The sequence below is a fragment of the Rhodoplanes tepidamans genome, from assembly GCF_030813915.1.
GTDB lineage: Bacteria > Pseudomonadota > Alphaproteobacteria > Rhizobiales > Xanthobacteraceae > Rhodoplanes > Rhodoplanes tepidamans.
This window is the reverse complement of the sequence record NZ_JAUSUJ010000022.1, coordinates 84,556-99,591: the sequence shown is the minus strand read 5'-3', so window position 1 is coordinate 99,591 and position 15,036 is coordinate 84,556. Positions and strand designations below refer to the sequence as shown.

The window sequence follows — 15,036 nt, the reverse complement described above, 5'->3', positions numbered from 1 at the left end:
AACCATTGGCGGTTACACTCGTGTCGGACCGGTGTGTCCCGAGGGGGCGCGCGAAGAGAGAACGGCATGGACTACGTCACCGCCAACGGCGCCACCATTCCGGCGATCGGCCTCGGCACCTGGGGTCTCAAGGGGCGCAGCTGCGCCCGCACGGTCGAGCAGGCCCTGCGGGCCGGCTACAAGCTGGTCGACACCGCCGAGGTCTACGAGAACGAGCGCGAGGTCGGCGACGGCATCCGCGGGTCCGGCCTGCGCCGGTCCGAGGTGTTCGTCACCACCAAGATCTGGCCTGATCATCTCGCCCCGCACGAGCTCGAGCGGGCCACCAAGGCGAGCCTGGCGCGGCTGCGCCTGTCCGAGGTCGACCTCCTGCTGATCCACTGGCCGAATCCGCGCATCCCGCTCTCCGAGACGATCGGGGCGCTGTGCAAGATGAAGAAGGTCGGCTTCGCCCGGCATGTCGGCGTGTCCAACTTCACGGTGGCGCTGCTCGACGAGGCCGTGAAGCACGCCACCGAGCCGCTGGTCGTCAATCAGATCGAATGGCACCCGCATCTCGACCAGACCAAGGTCGTCGAGGCCTGCCGGCGCCACGGCATGGCGGTGACGGCGTTCAGCCCGATGGCGCGCGGCGCGGTGTTCTCCGAGCAGGTGATGCGCGCGGTCGCGGCGGCCCACGGCAAGAGCCCGGCCCAGGTGAGCCTGCGCTTCATCGTCCAGGAGGGCGGCGTCCCGATCCCCCGGGCGGCGCGGCTCGATCTGCTCACCGAGAACCTCGAGATCTTCGATTTCGTCCTGAGCGACGCCGAGATGGCGGCGATCCGCGGCCTCGCCCGGCCGGGCGGCCGCATCGTCGACTGGAGCGGGGCACCCAAGTGGGACTGACCGGTTGACAAGGCGGGCCGCCGGGTCGATCGAAGAGGCCGGATCAGACGGGTGACCGCGTGAGACCGAAACACGGAACCGGGCCGGCGCGCCGGCCGGGCCGGAGCCGCCGGACGACGGCGGCCCGGGACGAATGGCGGATGCGACTGGCGGTCGGCGACCGCCGGACCGTGGGGGCCGCCGATGCTGTGGCCGACGAGCTCGCGGCGGAGCCGGTCCGCTCCGGCGAGCTGGTGATTCTCCTGTTCGATCTCGACCGCGGCGTGCGCATGCGGGCCGCCGACGCGCTGGAGAAGGCCTCGGCGCTCGCGCCCGAGCTGCTGCGCGATCACGAGCAGCGGCTGATCGTCTGTGCCGAGGACGCCGCCGATCCCGAGCTGAAATGGCATCTCGCCCGCATGCTGCCGCGGCTGGCGCTGGAGCCGCACGACCGCGCTGCCGCCCTCGACATCGTCCATGGCTGGCTCGCCGACGACAGCGTCGTCGTCCGGGTCGAGGCACTCGATGCCTTCGCGGCGCTGGCGGCCGGCGACCCGGCGCTCGCCGCGGAGGTGCAGCGCCGCCTCGACGAGGCGCTCGCCTCCGGCCGGCCGGCCGAGAAGGCGCGGGCCCGCCAGATTCTGCGCACCCGGACCGCGCCTGCGCCGGCCGGACACGGGCAGGGCGGACACGGGCAGGGCGGGCGGGACCGCACCGGACGGACCCGTGCCGGGCGCGTCCCCGCCGAGCCGGCGGCGGCCCGATGACCCGGCGCGACGAGACCGCCCTGGTCCTGTTCTCCGGCGGCCAGGACTCGACCGTCTGCCTCGCCTGGGCGCTGTCGCGCTTCTCCCGTGTCGAGACGGTGGGCTTCGCCTACGGCCAGCGCCACGCCGTCGAGCTGCAGGTGCGGCCGCGGGTGCGGCTGAAGATGGCCGCCCTCGACGCCGGCTGGGGCGAACGGCTCGGGCCCGACCATCTGGTCCCGCTCGACGGGCTCGGCGCCGTCTCGGAAACCGCGCTCACCCGCAACGTGGCGATCGAGGTCGCCGAGGACGGGCTGCCGACCACCTTCGTGCCGGGCCGTAACCTCGTCTTCCTCACCTTCGCGGGCGCACTGGCCTACCGACGCGGCGCCCGCCACCTCGTCGCCGGCATGTGCGAGACCGATTACTCGGGCTATCCGGACTGCCGCGACGACACCATCAAGGCGATGCAGCTCGCCCTCAATCTCGGCATGCAGCGCCGCTTCGTGGTCCACACGCCGCTGATGTGGATCGACAAGGCCGAGACCTTCGCGCTCGCCGACGAGCTCGGCGGGGCGGCGTTCGTGGAGCTGCTTCTCGAAGAGACCCACACCTGCTATGTGGGCGACCGCTCGGTCCGCCACCCCTGGGGCTATGGCTGCGGCGCGTGCCCGGCCTGCCGGCTGCGGGCCGAGGGGTTCTCGACATGGAAGTCTCGCCGCTGATGTTTACCCCCGATCTTCGCCGCCGCACGGAAGGCCTCGTTTTCCTTGCGCTTTTCACTCTGACGATTCCGCTCGCCAACTGGCTGATCCAGCATGCCGGCACGACCTGCGTGCCGAACGGCCCGTGCCTCGTCCCGGTGCTGCCGGGCCTCGCGGCGCCGTCGGGCGTGCTGATGGTCGGCGTCGCCCTGGTGCTGCGCGACCTCGTCCAGCGCCGGCTCGGCGTGCTGGCCTCGGCCGTCGCCGTGCTGATCGGCGCGCTGCTGTCCGCCGTCCTGGCGCCGCCCGCCCTGGTGATCGCCTCGGCCGCCGCCTTCCTGGTCTCCGAGATGGCGGATCTCGCCGTCTACACGCCGCTGGCGCGCCGCCGCATGGTGACGGCCGTGATCGCCTCCGGGACCGTCGGCCTGGTGGTCGACTCGCTGCTGTTCCTGTGGCTCGCCTTCGGCTCGCTCGACTTCCTGGCCGGCCAGGTGGTCGGCAAGGCCTGGATGGTGCTGCTGTCGATCCCGTTCGTGGTGTGGCTGCGCCGGCGCGACGAGCGCCTGGGGCTCGTGGCGGCCTAGGTCCCTCGGCCGTCATTCCGGGGCGCGCCGCAGGCGCGAACCCGGAATCCAGCGGCGGGCTCGATGTTCGTGTCTGGATTCCGGGTTCGCCGCTGCGCGGCGCCCCGGAATGACCCCCAACGAGGTGGAAAACCCCATGTCCGCGGCGCTCTACGATCTCCTCGAGAAGGTGACCACCGCCACCGTCACCACGATGCTGCTCAAGAAGGGAATCCGGCGCTGCTGGATGGCCGGGCCGAAGCCGCTGGTGGCGGGCGGCGCGCGCCTCGTCGGCCCCGCCTTCACGCTGCGCTTCGTGCCGGCGCGCGAGGATCTGGCGACCCCGGAGAGCTGGTCGAAGCCGATCTCGACCCGCGGCGCCATCGAGGCGATGCCGGAGAACTGCATCGTCGTCGCCGACGCCATGGGCATCACCTCGGCCGGCATCTTCGGCGACATCCTGTGTGCCCGGATGAAGAAGCGGAACGTCACGGCGCTGGTGACGGACGGCGTGATGCGGGACCGCGCCGGCGTGCTGGCGAGCGGCCTGCCGGTGTGGTGCGCCGGCGTCGCCGCGCCGGCCTCGGTCAACGGCCTCACCTTCGTCAACTGGCAGGAGCCGATCGGCTGCGGCGGCGTCGCGATCTTCCCGGACGACGTGATCGTCGCCGACGAGGACGGCGCCGTGGTGATCCCCAAGGACCTCGTCGAGTTCGTCGCCCACGAGGGCGCCGAGCACGAGCTCTACGAGAGCTGGGTCTTCACCGAAGTGGAGCGCGGCGTGCCGCTGCCCGGCCTCTATCCGCCCGACGACGAGGCCAAGGCCCGCTACGCCGCCTGGCGGCAGAGCCGGGGCTGAGCCGGGGCGGCGTCGAAGGCCCGGAGCGGATCGGGCCACGCACGGGGCAGGGGAGCCGCGCCATGTTCTTTCCGCTGTCCAAGCTGCTCGGCTTCTTCGCGCTGCCGTCCAATGTCGTGGTGGTGCTCGGCCTCCTCGGCGTCGCGCTGCTGGCGACCCGCTGGCGGTGCGCCGGGGCGCGGCTCGCCGCGGCGAGCCTGGTGCTGGTCGCGCTGCTCGGCTGGTCGCCGCTCGGCAACGCGCTGCTGATCCCGCTGGAGGAGCGCTTCCCGGCGGTCGAGCCGGACGGCGCGATCGCCGGGATCGTCGTGCTCGGCGGCAGCATCACGCCCGAGGTGTCGGGGGCCCGCAGCTCCGTCATGCTCAACGAGGCCGCCGAGCGGCTCACCGCCGCGGCCGTGCTGGCGCGGCAGTATCCGGACGCGAAGATCGTCCATTCGGGCGGCGACGCCGCCTTCCTGCTGCCGGAGGGCAACGAGTCGGTCGTCGCGCTGCGCCTGCTCGCCGATCTCGGCGTGGCGCGCGAGCGGCTGATCGCCGAGGACCGCTCCCGCAACACGGTCGAGAACGCGGTGTTCTCCAAGGCGATCGCGCGGCCGCAGCCGGGCGAGCGCTGGCTGCTCGTCACCTCGGCCTATCACATGCCGCGCGCCGTCGGCGTCTTCCGCGCGGCGGGCTTTCCGGTGGTGCCGTATCCGGTCGACTTCCGCACCCGCGGGCCACAGGACGCGCTGCGGCCGTTCCCGTCGATCGGCGACGGCCTTCGCCGCACCGACACGGCCGTGCGCGAATGGGTCGGCCTCTTGGTCTACCGGCTGACCGGTCGCACCGATGCGCTGTTCCCGGCGCCGGCCGGCCGCTGAGCGGGGTCAGTCCGGCTCGTCGCGCAGCGCGCGCAGGGAATCCGAGGCGTACTGGCGATGCCAGACGACCAGGACCACGGCGACCGTCGCGGCGATCAGCACCCAGGGGCCGACGAACCAGCCCAGATAGGCGAGGGCGAAGAACAGGGCGCGCTGGCCGCGGTTGAAATGCAGGCCGGCGGAGCGGAACAGCCGCGTGGTGCGGCGGATGTGGCGCTCGGCCTCCTCGCTGCCCTGCTCGGCGGCCGGCGGCGTCGCCCCCAGCATGATCGCCACGTAGTTGAACAGCCGGTACGACCACGCGAACTTGTAGAAGGTGTAGACGAAGATCACCACCAGCCCGACCGCCTTCGCCTCCCACAGCTCGCGTGCCGTCGGCAGCGACAGCGGCAGGGTCGAGAGCACCGAGACCACCTGGTCGGTCGAGCGCACCAGCGTCAGCGCGGCGCCGATGGCGAGCAGCGAGGTCGATGCGAAGAAGGCGGCGCCGTTCTGCAGCGCCGCCATGATCTGGGCGTCGACGATGCGCGACTCGCGCCGCAGCATCCGGCGCATCCAGATCGCCCGGATCTCGTCCATCTGGGAGTTGAGGGCGCCGCGGCCGAACCGGGTCCATTCCATCGTGATGGCGTAGCTCGCCCAGGCGACGACGAAGATGCCGATCGCGACGAGGTCGAGCGGATCGAACGACAGCATTGCCAAACCCCTTGCGCCGGCCAGAATGCCGCCCCGAGTCGGTCCGGACACCGTCGCCCCGTCGGCGGCGGTGCGGTGCCGGCCGAAGGAGAACGACATGTCGCAGACCATCACGAAGCACGTTGCCGATCTGGTAGCCGAGGCCGAGCGGGAGATCGAGACCCTGCCGGTCGATGGGGCGATCGGCCTGCACGGCGACCCCGGCGTGATCTTCGTCGATCTGCGCGATATCCGCGAGCTCGACCGCGAGGGCCGGGTGCCGGGCGCCTTCCACTGCCCGCGCGGCATGCTGGAGTTCTGGATCGACCCGGCGAGCCCGTACCACAAGCCGGTCTTCGCCCAGGACAAGAAGTACGTGTTCTTCTGCGCCGCCGGTGCCCGCTCGGCGCTCGCCACCCTGACCGCCAAGCGCATGGGCCTCGCCCCGGTCGCCCATGTGGGCGGCGGCTTCGGCGCCTGGAAGAAGGCCGGCGGCCCGATCGAGATCAAGGTGTAGGTCCGTCATTCCGTCATTCCGGGTGGGGGGCGGGCCCCCCGTTCCCCCGTCTCCGCAGGACCGCCATCCCGGAACGGGCGTGCCGCGCGGCCGCGCCGCGGCGTAGAACCGCGCCGTGACCGGCGGCGATGGGCCCCGGACGGGAGCTGGACGACATGAAGGTTCGCGACATGGCGCTGGCGGCGCTCGCGAACGTGATCTGGGGTTTCACCTACGTCGCGTATCCGATCGCCCTGGAGAGCTTCACGGCCTCGCAGATGGCGGTGCTGCGCTTCCTGCTCGCCTGCCTGCCGGTGGTGTTCGTGTCGCGGCCGGCGCCGTGGCGGACCATCCTGGCGGTCGGCGCGACGCTGCTCACCGGCCAGTTCCTGCTCCTGTTCTTCGCGCTCGCCGCTGGGCTGCCGCCCGGCCTCGCCTCGGTGACGACCCAGATGCACGCCTTCTTCGCCGTGCTGATCGCCGCCGTGGTGCTGCGCGAGTATCCGACCCGCCGGCAGGGGATCGGCCTCGTCGTCGCCTTCACGGGCCTGGTGCTGATCGGCCTGACCGTCGGGGCCGACCTGCCGCCGGTGGCGCTCGCCCTGGCGATGCTCGCCGCGATGAGCTGGGCGACCGGCTCGATCCTGCTGCGCAAGACGCCGCGCGGCGTCGCCATGGGCCCGCTGATGGTGTGGTGCAGCCTGGTGCCGCCGATCCCGGCCTATGCGGCCTCGCTGCTGCTCGACCACGACGCCTCGCTGGTCGCCGCCGTGACGCATGCCTCGATCGGCAGCCTCGTCGCCGTGGTGTTTCTCGGCACGCTGGCGACGACGCTCGCCTTCGGCATCTGGGGGCACCTGATGCAGCGCTATCCCAGCGCCGCGGTCGCGCCCTTCGCGCTGCTGTCGCCGTGCACCGGCGTGGTCGCGGTGGCGCTGATCTTCGGCGAGAGGTTCGGGCCGCTGCGCGCCGCCGGCATGGCCTGCATCCTGGCCGGGCTCGTCATCGTCGTGCTGCCGTGGCCGCAGCTGGTCGCCCGCGTGCTGGCGGCCGTGCGGCGAGAGCCCGCTTGCCGGCCGCCGCCGTCCTGATCATCCTGGCCCGGCACGCCGGCGCGTCTGCGGGCGTGACAGGAGAGTCGAATGACCCTGCATCTCGTGATCGGCAACAAGAACTACTCGTCGTGGTCGTTCCGTCCGTGGATCGCCATGACGGTCGCCGGCATCCCGTTCGAGGAGACCGTGGTGCCGCTCGACGATCCCGACTTCAAGGCGACGGTCGGGGCCCATTCCGGCACCGGCAAGGTGCCGGTGCTGATCGACGGCGACGTGCGGGTGTGGGAATCGCTCGCCATCATCGAGTACGTGGCCGACAAGTGCCCGGAGGCGAAGCTGTGGCCGGCCGACCGGGTGGCCCGGGCCCAGGCCCGCGCCGTGGCGACCGAGATGCATGCCGGCTTCGCGGCGCTGCGCAAGGCGCTGCCGATGAACATGTCGCGCCCGCCGCAGCCGACGGCGCTCGGCGACGAGGTGAAGCACGACGTCGCCCGCATCGAGGCGATCTGGCGCGACTGCCGCAAGCGCTTCGGCGCGGGCGGGCCGTTCCTGTTCGGCGCCTTCGGGGCGGCGGACGCCATGTACGCGCCGGTGGTCTCGCGCTTCTTCACCTACGCGGTTCCTGTCGGACCGGAGGCGCGGGCCTACATGGATGCGGTGGCGGCGCTGCCCGCCTGGATCGCCTGGCGCGACGCGGCGCTGCGCGAGCCGTGGGTGCATCCGAGTGCCGAGCTCGACTGGCCGGCGGTGCCGCGCCTCTCGGCGCCGCGCCTGTCAGCCTGACGCGCCGACGGGCGGGCGACGCGAGTCCCGGCCCGGCGCGTCTCCCGGCGCGGGGCGCGGGAAGAGCGGGCGGACCAGGAGACTCGCGAGCATAAAAAAAATGGAGAGCCCGGCACGGTGCCGGACCCTCCATCAGGGCGCCGTCTGTGCAACGGCGGCCCGCTGCGCAGGCACGGACGGGGCCGCGCTCACTTGTCTCCGCGCAGCGTATCCTTCGCCCCGCCCACGGCGTTCTGCACCTTGCCGGACGCCTTGTCGGCCTTGCCTTCCGCCTCGAGCTTCTTGTCGCCGGTCAGCTTTCCGGCGCCTTCCTTCACGGAGCCCTTGGCCTGATCCACCGAGCCTTCGATACGGTCCTTGTCCATCGTAGTCCTCCTGTTTCCGGGGACAACGATGGACCGTGCGACGGGTTCCGACGAACCCGTCTCCCGGGTCGCGGTACCGCCGAGGTCAGCCGACGGCGCCGTCGCGCTTCAGAACCTCCGCCTCGGCCTGGTCGAGATCCATGTCGTCCCAGCCGGTGATCATGGTGCGGAGCTGCTCCCCCACGGTGTGGCCGGTCGTGATCACGTAGACGTGCACGATCAGGAACGCGATCATCACGAAGGCTGCGGCGGTGTGGAGCGTGGCGATCGCCTCCAGCCCGGCGGTGGACCACGGCTTCTGATGCCAGAGATCGTAGGTGAGCAGCAGCAGGCCGCTCACCCAGATGATCGGGAACAGCACCAGCTTCAGCATCAGATAGGTCAGGGCCTGCAGGGGATTGTGCTTGCGGCGCCGGGTCTTGCGGAACGGGTGCGGCTCGCCCCGGAAGATCCCGAGGGCGTAGAACCGCAGGATCGGGCCGAGCCCCTGCAGGGTGGGCAGGTAGTGCCGCCACTGGCCGGTGGTGAGATGCCAGAAGACGGCGAACAGCCACAGCAGCACCAGAGCGAGCGCGGCGGCGACATGGATCGTCAGCATGTCGCCGTATCGGACCAGGCGGTGCACGCCGTGCAGGCCGAGGCCGGACCCGATCAGCACCACGATCAGGGCCGCCTGGCTCCAGTGCCAGAAGCGCTCGAAGCGCGTGAAGACCTTCACCCGCATGACGGTCATGTCGGCGTCTCCCTGCGGCGGAACCGGTACACGAGGCGCATCAGCGCGTGGCCGACCACGCCGGCGGCGACCAGCCCGATCAGCCCGATCCCGAGGACGTCCACCCAGCGGGCGCTGTCGCGCCCCGGCATGTAGAAGCCGGCGAGCCTGGCGAGGCGGCCGTCGGTGCGATGGCACTCGCCGCACTTCACCGCCTTCGCGCTCGGCGCCACCATGTGGGTCTGGGGCCAGTACATCACGGTCTCGACGAAGTCGAACTTGCCCGACCACGGCAGGCCCATCGCCGCCATGCCGGCCGAGATCGACTTGTCCCAGTTGAAGCCGCGCCAGTAGGCGGCGTCGGTCGGACCGAACACGTGCAGATAGACGAAGTGTTTCTGCACGCTGTCGTAGGGCTGCTTGCCGGTCATCACCTTGAACGGCCAGATCCGCGACTTCGGGTCGCCGGGCGTCCCCGAGATCGGGTTGATCGGCACCGGCTGCCTGGCCGGATCGAACACGCGCTCGGCGTTCTGGTAGATGATCTCGCCGTCGAACCAGAAGTATTGCGGCGTCACGTTCTCGGCCAGCACGTAGTCGCCCTTGATCGACTCGTAGACCGGCCGGCCCTTCTCGTCGCGGATCTGGAACGGCTTGCCGTCGCGCAGGCGGCCGGAGGTCGACCAGTCCCACCGCATCTTGGTCGGCACGCCGCCGCGCGCGAAGGCGGGCACGTGGCAGGTCTGGCAGGCGAGCTTCTCGACATGGGTGTTGAGCGTCACGTCGGTCAGGTTCCACCCCTTGTGGGGGCGCAGGCCGTGGCAGGACTCGCAGGTGGCGACGTCGCGCCGCTGCCCCGGCCGGGGCAGGCCCTTCGAATCGATGGCGTGGACGTCGTAGCGGCTCCCGGCCCACACGTGCTTCTGGGTGACGTGACAGGCCGTGCAGGCGAAGTTCGGTCCCTTGGCGTCCATGTGGACGTCGAGCTCGCGGTCCGGCGCGAGCAGGGAGGAGTCGAGCGAGCCGTGCTTGACGCCGTCGCCTCCGCCGCCGTGGAAGTGACACGCACCGCAGTTCTCGCGCCCCGGCAGGCCGACGCTGCGGGCCGCCTGCGAGAGGTTCGGCACCGCGCCGATCTGCCGGTCGCCCTGCATGACCGGCGTGTAGGGCGGATGTCCGGCACCGGTCGGGTTCTTCCAGTAGGTCGCCGACCGGTCGTGGCAGATCAGGCAGTCGACGTTCTCCGCCTTGGCGAAGTCGAAGGTCGCGTCCTTCCAGCCGTAGCCGGCGTGGCAGCTCGTGCAGCGCGGCTCGTTGGACGTGACGCTGGCGCAGAAGTCGTTGATGACGTTCTTCTTGCCGAGGCGCTGCCCGGTGCGGGAGTTGGTGTAGTCCCAGCTCCAGTGCAGGGTCCCCATCACCTGCCTGGCCGCCTCGGTGTGGCAGCCGAGACAGGCCTTGGTGACCTCCGGCCCGGACTTGAAGTCCTGCTTCAGGACCTCGAACTTGCCGTGGTCGGCGGTGCCGCCGGCGGGCTTCGAGGCCACCTGGCCGTGGACGTACGGGCCCTTGGGCGGAACCTGCGCGCGGGCCGGGTGATCACTCGAGAAGGCGAGGGTGGCGGCGGTCAGGACCGAGATGAGAACGGGTCCGAGCCGCGTCGGGATGGCAGCCGTCACGTCGGTCTCCTCTCGACGAGGATGGAGACCGTGAGCGTGCCTCAGTTGCACATATCAGAAATGATGCAAATCAACCGGCCGTCGCTTTGCGTCGCGCTGTGCGCAACGCGCGTGCCGCGGCCCGTCGCAGACGAAACGACGGGGCCGGCGGAAGCCGGCCCCGTCCCCGTGCCGACGCGGTTGGTCCCGGTCGTCCCGGGCGGCCGGGGTCAGGCCGGCAGCACCGCGACGATGTGCATGGTGTTCGGATCGACGATGACGATCTGGTCGCCCACCATGAAGTACTCGTAGGCGCGCCAGGCCGGATAGATCTCGACCACGGTCGACGGCACGCGGGCGAGCCGCACCGAGCGCGGCACCGCGGTGCCGATCGAGAGCGAGAAGTTCACGTTGTTGACGCGCGGCGCATTGCCCTCCTTGACGATGGTCTGGCGGATGCGGGTGCGCTGCTCGGTGGTCAGGTCGGCCGACTTGGCGGAGCCGCGCTGATCGGAGCCCCGCTGGTCCTGGCCGGTGCGGGTGCGGTCCTGGTCGGACCGGCCGCGCTCGGTCTCGGAGGTCCGGCCGCGTTCGTCGCCGGTGCCGGACCGCTCGGACGCGCCGCGCTGGTCGGAGCCGCCGGAGCGGCGATCCGGCGAGGTCGTCGGCGCGCCGGCCCCTTCGCGCGCGCTCGGGCTCTGCGCGCCGGAGCCGCCGGACTGCGACGCACCCGTGCCCTGGCCGGTGGTCTCGCGACCGCTGCCGCCGTGCATGGCGCCGCCCGGCGCGCCGCCGGAGGGGCCGCCCATGGTCGATCCGGGGCCGGCGGAGCCGCCGGAGCCGCTCATGCCGGCGCCGCCGGAGGCGCCACCGCCGCCCTGCGCGACCGCGAGGCTGGTGCCCGCGACGAGGGCGGAAATGCCGGTTGCAATCAACAGTCGATTCGTCTTCATCGAGCCTTCCTCCAGATGGTGCTTGTGACCCCATGCCGTCGGGTGCACCCGACGAACGGCGAACGCCGCGCCGGTGAGGGGGTTCCTGGGCGCCGGAGTCGGGGCGAAGCCCATCGTCCACAGGAAAGCCGCATTGGCCCGGCCTTTGACGGCTCGGGGGAATGCGACGGGGGTCGAGCCCGGCGCGCGAATCCGGTCTGATAATCAGGATGCTATGAAAAACCGCGGATGTGATTCGCGGTGGCCGATGTCTCGGCGCACAGGAGGTCCAATGCTTCGTCTGCTTGCCGTTCTCGTCATCGCTCCCGCCGTCCTGGCGTCGTCCGCCGCGCTGGCGCAGAAGCCGTCGTTTCCGCTGCCGGTTCCGACCCGCGGGACGGACGAGGACCAGAAGGCCTGCCAACGCGACGCCACCACGCTGTGCAAGCCCTATCTGGGCGACGACATGGCGGTGCTCAGCTGCTTCCAGGCGCAGCGCCAGAAGCTGAGCGTGCCGTGCCGCAAGGTGCTCGAGAAGTACGGTCAGTGATCCGACGACGCTGACGACGCGCGGCGGCTGCGCCGCGCTCTCTCTCCCGCCGAAGCCCGCCGTCCGCTCAGCCGATCGACAGCACCACGTTGCCGGCGACCCGGCCGCTCTCGACGGCCTCGTGCGCGGCCGCCACCTCGGCGAGCGGCATCACGGCCGCGATGTTGTGGACGAGCCGCCCCGCCGCGAGCGCCCCGGCGATCGTCGCCAGCGCCGTGGCGCGTTCCTCCGCGGTCAGCTCGTAGACGAAGACGAACTTCAGCGCGATCTGGCCGGTGAGGAAGAAATAGAGCGGGACCGGCCCCTCCGCGCCGCCGGTCCCGTAGACCACCACGAGCCCCCGCGGCCGCAGCACCTGCGGCAGCAGCGCCGTGTTGGCGGCGATGTCGAGCTCGATCACGGCGTCGACGCCGGCGCCGTCGGTGAGCTCCTTCACGCGCGCCCCGACGTCCTCGCGCCGATAGTCGATCACGTGGTCGGCCCCGGCCGCACGGGCGAGCGCCGCCTTCTCGGGCGAGCTGACCGTGGTGATCACCACGGCGCCGCGCATCCTGGCGAGCTGGATGGCGTAGTGCGAGACCGCACCGGCGCCGCCGCTGATCAGCAGCGTCGATCCGGCCCACGCCTGCGCGGTCTCGATCACGTGGGCCGCCGTCATGAGCGGGATGCCGAGGCAGGCGCCGATCTCGAAGCTCGCCGAATCGGGCAGGGGCACGGCCATCTCGCCGGGCAGCGTCACGGCCTCCGCGCAGGTGCCGAAGGCGCGCTTCCACTGGGCGTTCCAGGTCCACACCCGCTCGCCGAGGCGCGATGCCGGCACGCCGGGTCCGACCGCGTCGATCGTGCCGGCGCCGTCGCTGTGCGGGATCACGCGCGGAAACGCGATCTTGCGGGTGCGGCCGGCGCGGGCCTTCACGTCGGACGGATTGACGCCGGAGGTGGCGAGCCGCACCCGCACCTCGCCGGGGCCGGGCTCCGGGTCCGGCATCTCGCCGACGGTCAGCACCTCGCGGGCGGGACCGTTTCGTTCGTACCAGGCGGCGCGCATCGTGATCTCTCCTTCGGGCGGCCGTCCTGCGCCGGAACCGGCGCTGCGGCAGCCGATTTGTCTCCGCGCATCATCCAGGAGGGCTCCATGCCGCACAACGACATCCAGGCGCACATGGATGTGGTCGGGGCCGACGACCTGCCGGTCGGCACGGTCGACCGCGTCGACGGCGACCATATCAAGCTCGCCCGCACCGGCCCGGAGGCGGGCGGCTGCCACCACCTGATTCCGCTCGCCTGGGTCGAGGAGGTGGACGGCAAGGTCCACCTCAGCCTCGTCTCCGACGACGCCATGGCACAGTGGGAGCCCGCCGACCTCTGACGCGAGGCGGCCGGACGGAACAGGCCGAGGCATGCCGGCCGGGCGGGAGCGCGGCCGGCGCGTCGGCGCCGCGCGTGGTCGGCGCGTGCGGTGCGCCTGTCGGCCAGGGCCTGCGGCTCACCGGCCGGTCAGGCGATCCCACTGCTCGCGGACCTTGACCATGGTGGAGTCCGTCGATTCCTTGACGACCTCCCAGTTCACGAAGGGTCGGTCGCTGGGCGCGATCGTGCTGTCGCGCAGGAAGGCGCCACCGACCGCGACCGCGAAACCCAACACGAACGCAAACACGACACGCATGCCACCATCTCCCCTGGGCGTTCCGGCAGCCCTGGGTAGAGCCGCATTGGTACGGATCGAAGGCAGAATTTTCTGCGCGCCGGGGAGTTCCGCTGCGCAAGCAGTGCCATTATAGCTGCTCTGCACGGCCGGCGATTGTCGCAAGCTCTACCCCGAGGGTATAAGCCGCGGCACGCTAGGGCCGGTGTAGGGGAGTCAACATGGCCGTCGAGCGCACCTTTTCCATCATCAAGCCGGATGCCACCGCCCGCAATCTGACGGGCGCGATCAATGCGATGATCGAGCAGTCCGGCCTCCGTATCGTCGCCCAGAAGCGGGTCCGCATTACCCGCGAGCAGGCGCAGACGTTTTACGCCGTCCACCGCGAACGTCCGTTTTTCGGCGAGCTGGTGGATTTCATGATCTCCGGCCCGGTGGTCGTCCAGGTGCTCGAAGGCGACAACGCCATCGCGCGCTATCGCGAGCTGATGGGCGCCACCGACCCGTCCAAGGCGGCCGAGGGGACCATCCGCAAGGCGCACGCGAAGTCGATCGGCGAGAATTCGGTGCACGGCTCGGACGCCCCCGAGACCGCGGCGATCGAGATCGCCCAGTTCTTCTCCGGCAACGAGATCGTCGGCTGACGCTCGGAGCCGGCCGGCGGGGCTGAATGTCGCGCTATGGTTGTGGCTTAAGGAAGATATGGTGAACAGGTGCGGACCGGCGGAGCCCGCCGGCCGCCAGCGAGGCTGACCATGATCGCGGCTGACTATCTCAATCCGGCCTGGTGGAGCGCCATGATGCAGAGCGGGGCGGCCGAGATGGCCCATCCCGCCTTCTGGGTGGCGGTCGGGAAGATCATCTGGATCAACATCCTGCTCTCGGGCGACAACGCCGTGGTGATCGCCATGGCGTGCCGCAGCCTGCCGCCGAAGCAGCGCTTCTGGGGCATGATCCTGGGCGCCGGCGTCGCGGTCGGGCTGCGCATCGTGTTCACGGTCATCATCGCCTCGCTGATGACGATGCCGTACCTGAAGATCGCCGGCGGGCTGGCGCTGTTCTACATCGCCTGCAAGCTGCTGGTGCCCGACGAATCGCATGGCGAGGTGGAGGCGGCCGACCATCTGTGGCGCGCCGTCCGCATGGTCGCCATCGCCGACATCGTGATGAGCCTCGACAACGTCATCGCGATCGCGGCCGCCGCCGGCGGCAGCCTGCTCCTGCTGATCTTCGGCCTCGCCGTGTCGGTGCCGCTGATCATCGCCGGCGCCGCTCTGATCATGGGCCTGCTCGACCGCTTCCCGATCCTCATCTGGGCCGGTGCGGCGCTGCTCGGCTGGATCACCGGCGAGGTGCTGGCGACCGATCCGGCCGTCGAGCCGCTGCTGGTCGGCCGGTTCGGTCCGGAGGGCGCCCACCAGGTCGAGCTCGCCGCCGCGGCGGTCTGCGCCGTGCTGGTGCTGGTGGTGGGCGGCCTGTGGCGACGGTCCAAGCTGGCCCGGGCCGCCGACGTGGCCAAGCACGAGGCTTGAGTCTCGCTCCCTTGGTCCCGGCACATGGCCG

Annotated in this window: 20 protein-coding genes; 13 read left to right on the top strand and 7 right to left on the bottom strand. The window is 71.2% G+C overall.

Annotated features, from left to right (window positions below; all coding sequences use genetic code 11):
- The first annotated feature begins 66 nt into the window (after positions 1–66).
- From J2S22_RS23115 to J2S22_RS23090, 6 genes are all read left to right on the top strand, one after another.
- On the top strand, positions 67–885 hold the full coding sequence (locus tag J2S22_RS23115; RefSeq protein WP_272778640.1) for an aldo/keto reductase: 819 nt from the start codon (positions 67–69) through the stop codon (positions 883–885).
- A 140-nt stretch (positions 886–1,025) separates the two neighbouring features.
- Positions 1,026–1,631: a hypothetical protein gene (locus tag J2S22_RS23110; RefSeq protein WP_272778639.1), complete on the top strand. Its 606-nt coding sequence runs from the start codon at positions 1,026–1,028 to the stop codon at positions 1,629–1,631.
- On the top strand, positions 1,628–2,335 hold the full coding sequence (queC, locus tag J2S22_RS23105; RefSeq protein ID WP_272778638.1) for a 7-cyano-7-deazaguanine synthase QueC: 708 nt from the start codon (positions 1,628–1,630) through the stop codon (positions 2,333–2,335). Before J2S22_RS23110 ends, queC begins: the two co-directional genes overlap by 4 nt.
- On the top strand, positions 2,335–2,901 hold the full coding sequence (locus J2S22_RS23100) for a VUT family protein (protein WP_272778637.1): 567 nt from the start codon (positions 2,335–2,337) through the stop codon (positions 2,899–2,901). The genes queC and J2S22_RS23100 overlap by 1 nt, the downstream gene beginning before the upstream one ends.
- 136 nt (positions 2,902–3,037) lie before the next feature.
- Entirely contained in the window at positions 3,038–3,739 is a 702-nt protein-coding gene (locus J2S22_RS23095; RefSeq protein WP_272778636.1) for a ribonuclease activity regulator RraA, read from the top strand.
- Positions 3,740–3,801: 62 nt separating this feature from the next.
- The gene (locus J2S22_RS23090) at positions 3,802–4,602 is read left to right on the top strand and encodes a YdcF family protein (protein WP_272778635.1); all 801 of its coding nucleotides are present in this window, start codon (positions 3,802–3,804) and stop codon (positions 4,600–4,602) included.
- 6 nt (positions 4,603–4,608) lie between these two features.
- Here the strand turns inward: J2S22_RS23090 and J2S22_RS23085 are convergent, their stop codons facing one another.
- Positions 4,609–5,295, bottom strand: coding sequence for a DUF599 domain-containing protein (locus J2S22_RS23085; protein WP_272778655.1), 687 nt, complete (start codon positions 5,293–5,295; stop codon positions 4,609–4,611).
- 100 nt (positions 5,296–5,395) lie between these two features.
- Between J2S22_RS23085 and J2S22_RS23080 the strand changes: the two genes are divergently transcribed.
- The 3 genes from J2S22_RS23080 (at position 5,396) to J2S22_RS23070 (ending at position 7,611) form a co-directional block, all read left to right on the top strand.
- Entirely contained in the window at positions 5,396–5,794 is a 399-nt protein-coding gene (locus J2S22_RS23080; RefSeq protein WP_272778634.1) for a rhodanese-like domain-containing protein, read from the top strand.
- Positions 5,795–5,949: 155 nt separating this feature from the next.
- A complete protein-coding gene (locus J2S22_RS23075) occupies positions 5,950–6,864 on the top strand; it encodes an EamA family transporter (RefSeq protein WP_272778633.1) in 915 nt (304 codons plus the stop codon).
- 51 nt (positions 6,865–6,915) lie between these two features.
- Positions 6,916–7,611 (top strand): glutathione S-transferase family protein, encoded by a 696-nt coding sequence (locus tag J2S22_RS23070; RefSeq protein WP_272778632.1) that lies wholly within the window; start codon positions 6,916–6,918, stop codon positions 7,609–7,611.
- A 188-nt stretch (positions 7,612–7,799) separates the two neighbouring features.
- Here J2S22_RS23070 and J2S22_RS23065 read toward each other — a convergent pair whose 3' ends face one another.
- The 4 genes from J2S22_RS23065 to J2S22_RS23050 form a co-directional block, all read right to left on the bottom strand.
- A complete protein-coding gene (locus J2S22_RS23065; protein ID WP_272778631.1) occupies positions 7,800–7,976 on the bottom strand; it encodes a CsbD family protein in 177 nt (58 codons plus the stop codon).
- An 85-nt stretch (positions 7,977–8,061) separates the two neighbouring features.
- Positions 8,062–8,709: a cytochrome b/b6 domain-containing protein gene (locus J2S22_RS23060; RefSeq protein WP_272778630.1), complete on the bottom strand. Its 648-nt coding sequence runs from the start codon at positions 8,707–8,709 to the stop codon at positions 8,062–8,064.
- The gene (locus tag J2S22_RS23055; RefSeq protein ID WP_272778629.1) at positions 8,706–10,367 is read right to left on the bottom strand and encodes a tetrathionate reductase family octaheme c-type cytochrome; all 1,662 of its coding nucleotides are present in this window, start codon (positions 10,365–10,367) and stop codon (positions 8,706–8,708) included. Before J2S22_RS23055 ends, J2S22_RS23060 begins: the two co-directional genes overlap by 4 nt.
- A gap of 209 nt (positions 10,368–10,576) precedes the next feature.
- Positions 10,577–11,299 (bottom strand): DUF1236 domain-containing protein, encoded by a 723-nt coding sequence (locus J2S22_RS23050; protein WP_272778628.1) that lies wholly within the window; start codon positions 11,297–11,299, stop codon positions 10,577–10,579.
- 271 nt (positions 11,300–11,570) lie between these two features.
- On the opposite strand from J2S22_RS23050, the gene J2S22_RS23045 reads away from it, so the two are divergent.
- Positions 11,571–11,828 (top strand): hypothetical protein, encoded by a 258-nt coding sequence (locus tag J2S22_RS23045; protein ID WP_272778627.1) that lies wholly within the window; start codon positions 11,571–11,573, stop codon positions 11,826–11,828.
- 67 nt (positions 11,829–11,895) lie between these two features.
- Here J2S22_RS23045 and J2S22_RS23040 read toward each other — a convergent pair whose 3' ends face one another.
- Complete coding sequence (locus tag J2S22_RS23040; protein ID WP_272778626.1) at positions 11,896–12,876, bottom strand: NADPH:quinone reductase; 981 nt, start codon at positions 12,874–12,876, stop codon at positions 11,896–11,898.
- Between the two features lie 87 nt (positions 12,877–12,963).
- On the opposite strand from J2S22_RS23040, the gene J2S22_RS23035 reads away from it, so the two are divergent.
- Positions 12,964–13,197: a DUF2171 domain-containing protein gene (locus tag J2S22_RS23035; RefSeq protein ID WP_272778625.1), complete on the top strand. Its 234-nt coding sequence runs from the start codon at positions 12,964–12,966 to the stop codon at positions 13,195–13,197.
- Between the two features lie 117 nt (positions 13,198–13,314).
- On the opposite strand, the gene J2S22_RS23030 is transcribed toward J2S22_RS23035, so the two are convergent.
- Positions 13,315–13,494 (bottom strand): hypothetical protein, encoded by a 180-nt coding sequence (locus J2S22_RS23030; protein ID WP_272778624.1) that lies wholly within the window; start codon positions 13,492–13,494, stop codon positions 13,315–13,317.
- A 200-nt stretch (positions 13,495–13,694) separates the two neighbouring features.
- Between J2S22_RS23030 and ndk the strand changes: the two genes are divergently transcribed.
- The gene (ndk, locus tag J2S22_RS23025) at positions 13,695–14,117 is read left to right on the top strand and encodes a nucleoside-diphosphate kinase (protein ID WP_272778623.1); all 423 of its coding nucleotides are present in this window, start codon (positions 13,695–13,697) and stop codon (positions 14,115–14,117) included.
- Positions 14,118–14,270: 153 nt separating this feature from the next.
- Positions 14,271–15,005 (top strand): TerC family protein, encoded by a 735-nt coding sequence (locus J2S22_RS23020; protein ID WP_272778654.1) that lies wholly within the window; start codon positions 14,271–14,273, stop codon positions 15,003–15,005.
- Positions 15,006–15,036 lie beyond the last annotated feature (31 nt).

What these genes read in the sequence shown, in the direction of transcription:
- J2S22_RS23115 (WP_272778640.1), top strand. Translation starts at nt 67, where the DNA reads ATGGACTACGTCACCGCCAACGGCGCCACCATTCCGGCGATCGGCCTC.
- J2S22_RS23110 (WP_272778639.1), top strand. Translation starts at nt 1,026, where the DNA reads ATGCGACTGGCGGTCGGCGACCGCCGGACCGTGGGGGCCGCCGATGCT.
- queC (WP_272778638.1), top strand. Translation starts at nt 1,628, where the DNA reads ATGACCCGGCGCGACGAGACCGCCCTGGTCCTGTTCTCCGGCGGCCAG.
- J2S22_RS23100 (WP_272778637.1), top strand. Translation starts at nt 2,335, where the DNA reads ATGTTTACCCCCGATCTTCGCCGCCGCACGGAAGGCCTCGTTTTCCTT.
- J2S22_RS23095 (WP_272778636.1), top strand. Translation starts at nt 3,038, where the DNA reads ATGTCCGCGGCGCTCTACGATCTCCTCGAGAAGGTGACCACCGCCACC.
- J2S22_RS23090 (WP_272778635.1), top strand. Translation starts at nt 3,802, where the DNA reads ATGTTCTTTCCGCTGTCCAAGCTGCTCGGCTTCTTCGCGCTGCCGTCC.
- J2S22_RS23080 (WP_272778634.1), top strand. Translation starts at nt 5,396, where the DNA reads ATGTCGCAGACCATCACGAAGCACGTTGCCGATCTGGTAGCCGAGGCC.
- J2S22_RS23075 (WP_272778633.1), top strand. Translation starts at nt 5,950, where the DNA reads ATGAAGGTTCGCGACATGGCGCTGGCGGCGCTCGCGAACGTGATCTGG.
- J2S22_RS23070 (WP_272778632.1), top strand. Translation starts at nt 6,916, where the DNA reads ATGACCCTGCATCTCGTGATCGGCAACAAGAACTACTCGTCGTGGTCG.
- J2S22_RS23065 (WP_272778631.1), bottom strand. Translation starts at nt 7,976, where the DNA reads ATGGACAAGGACCGTATCGAAGGCTCGGTGGATCAGGCCAAGGGCTCC.
- J2S22_RS23060 (WP_272778630.1), bottom strand. Translation starts at nt 8,709, where the DNA reads ATGACCGTCATGCGGGTGAAGGTCTTCACGCGCTTCGAGCGCTTCTGG.
- J2S22_RS23050 (WP_272778628.1), bottom strand. Translation starts at nt 11,299, where the DNA reads ATGAAGACGAATCGACTGTTGATTGCAACCGGCATTTCCGCCCTCGTC.
- J2S22_RS23045 (WP_272778627.1), top strand. Translation starts at nt 11,571, where the DNA reads ATGCTTCGTCTGCTTGCCGTTCTCGTCATCGCTCCCGCCGTCCTGGCG.
- J2S22_RS23040 (WP_272778626.1), bottom strand. Translation starts at nt 12,876, where the DNA reads ATGCGCGCCGCCTGGTACGAACGAAACGGTCCCGCCCGCGAGGTGCTG.
- J2S22_RS23035 (WP_272778625.1), top strand. Translation starts at nt 12,964, where the DNA reads ATGCCGCACAACGACATCCAGGCGCACATGGATGTGGTCGGGGCCGAC.
- J2S22_RS23030 (WP_272778624.1), bottom strand. Translation starts at nt 13,494, where the DNA reads ATGCGTGTCGTGTTTGCGTTCGTGTTGGGTTTCGCGGTCGCGGTCGGT.
- ndk (WP_272778623.1), top strand. Translation starts at nt 13,695, where the DNA reads ATGGCCGTCGAGCGCACCTTTTCCATCATCAAGCCGGATGCCACCGCC.
- J2S22_RS23020 (WP_272778654.1), top strand. Translation starts at nt 14,271, where the DNA reads ATGATGCAGAGCGGGGCGGCCGAGATGGCCCATCCCGCCTTCTGGGTG.